Below are 6,391 nucleotides of genomic sequence, written 5' to 3' on the forward strand. Positions count from 1 at the left end.
ACGTCATAGTACAAGATCTCTTTCTGTGGGCCTACGGAACGCAACGCTTCCAACAACGCCGGGAACATCGCGTCCACCTCGGCGCCACCGCCGTGGCAGAGTGCGGAGAGCACCGCCAGCGCCGGGTTCGCCCGGGCCAGCCGTACGTCCACCACCAGCGGCACGTCACCCGGCGTAAAGATCAGCGGCCGGAGCAGCAGGCCGCTCGGCCCGTCCGGGGGGAGCATGCGCCGGTACCAGCGGGCTGTCGCCGGGTCGGGGCAGAAGACCACGAGCGCCGTGTCGACGTCCAGCTCGGCCTCCAGTTGGGCCACGTACAGCTTCCAAGTTCGCTGTTTCGCGAGGTCCCGGCCACGCTGGATCTCCAGCACGGCCGCCAGCAGCGGCCGGTCCACCGGATCGCAGAACAGCACCATGCCGTCGGCGTGGTAGGTGCGCGGGACCATGACGCGGACGTCGGTGGCCTCGGTGCGAGCGTGGTGGTAATCGGGCATTTTGACGTCGAACACGGTGGCCAACAGCCAGGCCATCAGGTCCGGGTCAAGCTTGGTCAGGGCGACCGGGGATTCGTGTTCGGCAGAGGGCATGGAAGCACGGTATGCACCGGATCCGCATACATCGGGCCTTGTCCGTGCTGAAACCGGTATCAGCAAACAACAAGGCCACTGTTCCGGCGGTTGTTCCGTCCGCTGTTCCGGCGACCACGGCCGTGACCGCGGCGTTGGCTGCCGAACGACGTGAATTCGGTGCCGTGGCCACAATCCTGGATTCACATCGTTTGTCGTGCCGACCGGTTTGCCGCGTCGCCCCGAGACACCGGCCCACCCGAGGCGGTTTACGGACTTCGTGGATCGAGACGGTGTCCGCCGCGCTTCAGTGCTCCTGCCGACCTGTCGACAGCGGATCGGTCCCGGGGCCCGGCGCGGCGTCAGGACGGGGAGAAGGCGTCAGAGCGGGGAGAAGATGTCGTCGGCCGTGACGGTGAGGATTCCGGGTGGCGGGTTGCGGATCTCCTCGCGGGCGCAGACGGCGAGGCGGATCGGGCCTGGCCGGTCCGCGTCCCGCTGGCCGGCACCAGCGAGCCCGCGACGGACAGCTGCGCCAGTTCGCCGCGGGCGGCGCGGCCGGCGTCGGTGTGGAAGACCGACCGCCGTCCGGCGACGAAGCGGTGCGGCAGGGCGGTCTTGCCGACTCTGCGCCGTCCCCAGACCACCACCGGCCGCGGGTCGGTCGAGGCCCACCAGCGTTCCAGCGCGGCAAGCTCTCCGGTGCGGTTGACGAACGTCATCCGCCTCTGCCTGCATCGCCCGTAACTTACATCGGACGTCAGTAGAGTGCCGGCGAGCCGTTGGCGGCCCATGCTGGCGGGTTGCCGCGCGGGGCCTCTCCGGTGGCTTCAGGTGGCCTTGAGCCCCAGGACGTCGGATGCCTGGGGGTCGCTGTCGGCGAGGAAGTCGCGACAGCGGGTGGCCTCCTCGGTCTCGCCGATCGCGGTGGCCGCGCGGGCCAGTGCCGCGAGCGCCCGCAGGAAGCCCTGGTTGGGCTCGTGGGACCACGGGATCGGCCCGTGCCCGCGCCAGCCCGCGCGGCGTAGCTGGTCGAGGCCGCGATGGTATCCCGTCCTGGCGTAGGCGTAGCTGGTCACCGGGCTGCCGGCGTCGAGGGAGCGTTCGGCCAGGGTTGCCCAGGCGAGGCTGGAGCCGGGAAAACGGCCGGCGACGGTCTGCGGATCCTCGCCGGCGCTCAGCGCCTGCGCCGCGGCGGGATCGATGGTGAGCTTGGCCGGTGGTGGGCCACCGAGCAGATCCGGTCGTTCGGGCGAGGGTGTCATGGGGCTCATCCTGCCGGATCCGGCCGGCCGCGCAGCCAGCCGGAGGGGGAAGTCCGTCAGATGATGGACCCGCCGGGAGGGGGAGAGCCGGCAGGTCCATCACCTGATCGGGGTACGAGGCGGGCAGGGCACCCGGCCGCGACCCGGCGGCAAAGGAACGGCGTTGAGCGTCCCGTGACCTTTAGCCGCAAAATTTCAAAGTCATAAAATGGTACGAAAGGTGCACCCGGTATGCTACAGGACGGTCGGGTTGGTGACGGTGACGTCCCAGAGGTTCTTGCCGACCACTCCAGCGCCGCCGTCGTCCACCCGGGTCAGATACGAGTAGAGCGATGCCAGTCCCTGGGACTCCCGCCCGAAGCGTCCGTCCACCTGGAGGATGAACCTCTTCTGACGCATCTCGCTCTGCCAGACGTAGGCGTCGGGGCGGACCTCGCCGGCCAGTGTGCTGGACAGCGCCGTCCCGGTGAAGTTCTCGGAGTTCAGCAGGGCCTTGGCGCGTTCCAGCGTCATCGCTGGCTGCACCGGAGTAATCGCACGCTGTACCGGGCTGGTGGTGGGAGCGCTGGGGGCGACGATACCGCTGGACGACGGTGCCGGGCCGCTACGGCTCAGGCCCAGCTTGGACGCGCAGGACGGCCACGGGGACCAGCCACGGGCGTTGTAGAGCTTGTAGGCAGCCTCGTCCTGAAGCGTCGGCGGCGCGCCGCTGGGCAGGCCGGAGTAGCCCAGGGCATGCCAGGTCTGGGCGTCGAACTGGTAGGCGCCGTAGTAGCCGTTGCCGGTGTTGATCAGATAGTTCCCGCCGGACTCACACTGGCGGAGTTTGGCGAAGTCGTCAGCGGTCGCGGCGCTTGCGGGTGCGGTCGTGACAGCCAGGCCACTGCTCACGAGTGCCGTCACGGCACCGGTGGTACGCAGGACCTTCATGACGGTGGAGGGAGGTTGCGGGGCGCGGTGCCTGCCACCAGACGGCATGTGGGTCGGTCCTTCCCGTCGCCTACGAGGTGAGCTGTCGGGTGCGGGCGGGAATCAGGCCCGGCCGGTGGCACCAGGAGGCACTGCCGGCTTTACCCCAAGGACTCCGTGGACGGACGTCCGGATGGTGGTTCCCCCGATCCTGTCCTTGTGGCTCCGCGGTAGCTCGGGCCGTACCGAACGGGGACAGGACTCGGCGTCCGTCCGGGCGGCCTCACCGATCCGGCGAGTGGGGAGGACTCTAGCGAGTCTGGTTCTATCGAAGCAAATCGGGGTGTCGGATGAACTACACCGACGTGACTGTTATCACCCGAATGGGCTAAGCGCCTTGAACGTGTCACCGTAGCTGACGGTGTGACTCCGCCCCGCGGCGGGGTCGCCTTCTCCGATTTCTGTGACTTATGGTGACGGACGAAGTTTCTTTCGTATCGTGAATGTGCTTGTTGTCACTTCTGGGGCACTCCGGGAAGCGGAGCCGTCCGGAGCGGTCCCCGGCCCTGCCGGGCCGGATCCGGGCCGGCCGCATCCGGGGTTCTCCTGGATGCGGCCGGAGGCCTGGCATGAAAGGGGATCGTGGCTGCGCTGTCCATGGCGCGCCAGCCCGGTCCGGTCGGATGTCCAGCCACGGGTGGGCCGGCTGTGTGCGGACTGTGCGTGCCGCCGGTGGGCGGTGCCGTCCGCCAGAGGCCGTTCGACCGCTGGGTCGTTCGGCCAGTTGCCGGCTGTTCGGCCGGCTGTTCGGCCGGTTGGCCGGTTGGTTGGCTGGCCGTGTTCAGTCGAAGGTGGCCGTCCAGGTCCGTGGGCCGCAGATACCGTCCACCTGCAGTCCCCGCGAGTTCTGCAGGAGGGTGGCGGCGAAGGCGGACTGGGGGCCGTAGCGGCCGTCGATCCTGATCCGGTAGCCGAGCCTGTTCATCTGGCGCTGCCAGGCTCGTACGTCCGAGCGCACCTGATAGATCAGCCCGGTGGTGAACAGCGTGTTGTCCGCGAGACTCTGCGCGCTCTGACGCACCACCCAGCGTTGGGCCCCGGTCGACCCGGCCGCGCCCGCCGAGCCGGTGCCGGTGCCGGTGCCGGTGCTGGGCGATCCGGCCCCGGACGAGCTGGCGCTCGCCACCAGCTGGTCGGCGCCCATCCCCTGGCCGCAGACCGGCCACTGGCCGAAGCCGGACCGGTTGGCCAGTCTCAGCGCGGCCTCGTCCTGGGTGGCTGGCAAGGCGTCGCTGGGCAGCCCCGGGTAGCCGAGGCTCTGCCAGGTGCTCAGCGAGAACTGGTAGGCACCGTAATAACCGTTGCCGGTATTGACGGTGTAGTCCCCCCCGGACTCGCACTGGCGTAGCTGCGCCCAGGTGGTGGCGGCGCTGGCGGGCTGTGACATCACGATGCTTCCGCCGACCGCCGCGGCCAGCGCGGGAGCGACTACCAGCGCCCGCGCGCCCAGCCGGATTCGGCCGGTTCCGTGCTGTCGATTTCGGGAACGTGCACTGGACATATTGGTTTTATGCCCTTCCCCACGCCTGCGAAGTGAGCTGTCGGGTTCGGGCTGGGACTGCCCGGCCGCATGTGCGGCTTCACCCCGAGGACGCCCGGTATCGGCGCCCAGAAGTGGGTCCCCCGTTCCTGCCACGAGTTTGGGTTTTCGTCGGGCGAGGGCAGGATTCGGCGTGCCGCCCGACGTGTGTTCGCTGTGTCGCGAGCACGGCGCAGACCATAACAACAATTGCTGGGCGCCGAACAAGCGGGGAATACGCTTCGTGAGGATGCGCACACCGGGCCGGCGGCTCTTGTCGGGGCCCGGGAGCGGATGGTAGCGCACGGGTACGCGCGCTTATTGATTTCATCATACTTTTATTGCCGGGAAAACTCGGTATCCCGCCGTGCCGGTGGCGATCGGGGCCGGATTATCCGGATAGGAGCCAGTGCGTGGGCCGGCGATCCGCGTGCTATGGGCCGGAAGCCGGGCCCGGCCGGCCCGGCGCCCGCGGCGCGGAACACCGCTGATTCAGCCGAAGACACGTCGAACGGCAGGACCATACGTACAGTGCCGTGATCCGACGATGATGCGACCTTTCCGGAACCTGCGTCATATACGGATGGCCGTTGAAAGGTGACGGCCATCCGGTCACCCGGGCGCCGGGAGGCCGATGGGTCGGCACCCGCACGCGAACGCTCGCCAGCCGGACGACGAAGCCCGGTCTGGCGAGCGTGTTGTGGGGCCGTCCCGCCCAAGCGGGGTCAGTTGGCGAGGGAGCGTCCCGCGGAACGCAGGTCCTCGCACGCCTTCACGACTCGGGCGGCCATGCCGACTTCGGCCGCCTTGCCGTAGCTGCGCGGGTCGTAGTGCTTCTTCACGCCGACCTCGCCGTCCACCTTCAGAACGCCGTCGTAGTTCCGGAAGACGTGGTCGACGACCGGCCGGGTGTACGCGTACTGGGTGTCGGTGTCCACATTCATCTTGATCACGCCGTAATCCACCGCTTCGCGGATCTCGGACAGGTCGGAACCGCTCCCGCCGTGGAAGACCAGGTCGAGAGGTCTGGCCCCGGCTGGCAGCCCGAGCTTCTGCGCGACATACTGCTGACCATCCCGCAGGATACTCGGACGGAGTTTCACATTGCCCGGCTTGTATACCCCGTGCACGTTTCCGAAGGTTGCCGCGACCAGGTAGCGGCCCCGTTCCCCGGCGCCGAGGACCTCGACGGTCCGCCACATGTCCTCGGGCGTGCTGTACAGTTTCTCGTCGATCGCGCCGACGATGCCGTCCTCCTCACCGCCGACGACACCGATCTCCACCTCCAGGACGATTTTCGCCTGGGCCGTGTCCGCCAGCAGCGCGTCGGCGATTTTGAGGTTCTCCTCGATCTCGACCGCGGAGCCGTCCCACATGTGGGACTGGAACAGCGGCTCGCGGCCCTCCCTGAGCACCCGCTCCTTGGAGATCGCGACCAGGGGGCGCAGGTAGGTGTCGAGCTTGCCGGCAGGACAGTGGTCGGTGTGCAGCGCGATGTTGACCGGGTACGCCTTGGCGACATGGTGGGCGAACTCGGCCAGCGCCTGCGCGCCGAGCACCATGTTCTTCACCCGGGTACCGGAGAGAAATTCGGCCCCTCCGGTGGAAATCTGTACGATACCGTCGCTCCCGGCGTCCGCGAAGCCCTTCAGTGCGGCATTCAGGGTTTCACTCGACGTGACGTTGATCGCAGGGTAGGCGAATGCCTCCGCCTTGGCCTGGTCGAGCATCTGGGCGTAGATATCTGGGGTGGCAATGGGCATCGGTCTGGCTCCTGTGGACAGTCGGGGCGCGGCATGCCCGGTTCGGTGATATTTTACCGATTCGGACGTGTGCCGTGCCGGGAAGTTGCGCGAAGGGTATGACGAACGCTCCCCGTCCGGTAGGACGGCCGCAACGGGTGAGTACGGATGTTCTGTCGGGTGTGGTGCACTATGCCGTCGTCCTCACTCCCGGCTTCGTCGGGAGCGGTGTCGTCCGTCGGTTTCCGGTTACCCGGTGACGTTTTCGGTTACCCGGTGACATCGTCCCGCTCGCAGCCGGGGCAGCCCATGACCGGCTCGGGCGCGTCG

Annotated in this window: 5 protein-coding genes, 1 pseudogene and 2 riboswitches; all 6 genes and pseudogenes read right to left on the reverse strand. The window is 68.3% G+C overall.

What is annotated here, in order from left to right; genetic code table 11:
* Positions 1-587 (reverse strand): annotated as a pseudogene (locus AC5LSR_RS15595) (hypothetical protein); the annotation flags it as partial.
* A 341-nt stretch (positions 588-928) separates the two neighbouring features.
* Positions 929-1,288, reverse strand: coding sequence for an ATP-binding protein (locus AC5LSR_RS15600; RefSeq protein ID WP_250285309.1), 360 nt, complete (start codon positions 1,286-1,288; stop codon positions 929-931).
* A gap of 108 nt (positions 1,289-1,396) precedes the next feature.
* Positions 1,397-1,831 (reverse strand): DUF3151 domain-containing protein, encoded by a 435-nt coding sequence (locus tag AC5LSR_RS15605; RefSeq protein WP_250285308.1) that lies wholly within the window; start codon positions 1,829-1,831, stop codon positions 1,397-1,399.
* Between the two features lie 234 nt (positions 1,832-2,065).
* Complete coding sequence (locus tag AC5LSR_RS15610; RefSeq protein ID WP_250285307.1) at positions 2,066-2,809, reverse strand: transglycosylase family protein; 744 nt, start codon at positions 2,807-2,809, stop codon at positions 2,066-2,068.
* Between the two features lie 5 nt (positions 2,810-2,814).
* Positions 2,815-2,980: riboswitch (cyclic di-AMP (ydaO/yuaA leader) on the reverse strand.
* 601 nt (positions 2,981-3,581) lie between these two features.
* Complete coding sequence (locus AC5LSR_RS15615) at positions 3,582-4,301, reverse strand: transglycosylase family protein (RefSeq protein WP_250285306.1); 720 nt, start codon at positions 4,299-4,301, stop codon at positions 3,582-3,584.
* Between the two features lie 7 nt (positions 4,302-4,308).
* Positions 4,309-4,457, reverse strand: a riboswitch (cyclic di-AMP (ydaO/yuaA leader).
* Between the two features lie 587 nt (positions 4,458-5,044).
* Positions 5,045-6,082: a class II fructose-bisphosphate aldolase gene (fbaA, locus tag AC5LSR_RS15620; protein ID WP_250285305.1), complete on the reverse strand. Its 1,038-nt coding sequence runs from the start codon at positions 6,080-6,082 to the stop codon at positions 5,045-5,047.
* Positions 6,083-6,391 lie beyond the last annotated feature (309 nt).

Source organism: Protofrankia sp. CiP1_Cm_nod4 (assembly GCF_982290645.1).